We start from the raw sequence: 259 nt of genomic DNA on the forward strand, positions 1-259 counted from the left end.
ATGTTGACGCTGCCGCCCACGCTGCCCCACGGCAGCATGCCGTTGAGGAAGGCGCCGGCGCCGCGCAGCACTTCGATGCGCTCCACCGGATCGGGGTTGATGCGATAGGCCGGCACCAGGCCATACAGGCCGTTGAGCGCGATCTCGTCGTTGTCGACGCGAAAGCCGCGGATGGTCAGCGCGTCATAGCGGTTGCCGCTGCCGATCGAGGCGCGCACCGACGAATCGCTGGTGGTCAGCACGTCGGCGATGCTGCCGG

General features: G+C 68.3%; 1 protein-coding gene. It reads right to left on the reverse strand.

Annotation, left to right across the window (positions count from 1 at the left end; genetic code table 11):
- Positions 1-259 (reverse strand): TonB-dependent receptor plug domain-containing protein (locus ACR6JA_RS23275; RefSeq protein WP_494599904.1); only part of this gene is annotated, 259 nt, incomplete at both ends.

The sequence above is a fragment of the Cedecea sp. B1(4) genome (assembly GCF_059414925.1).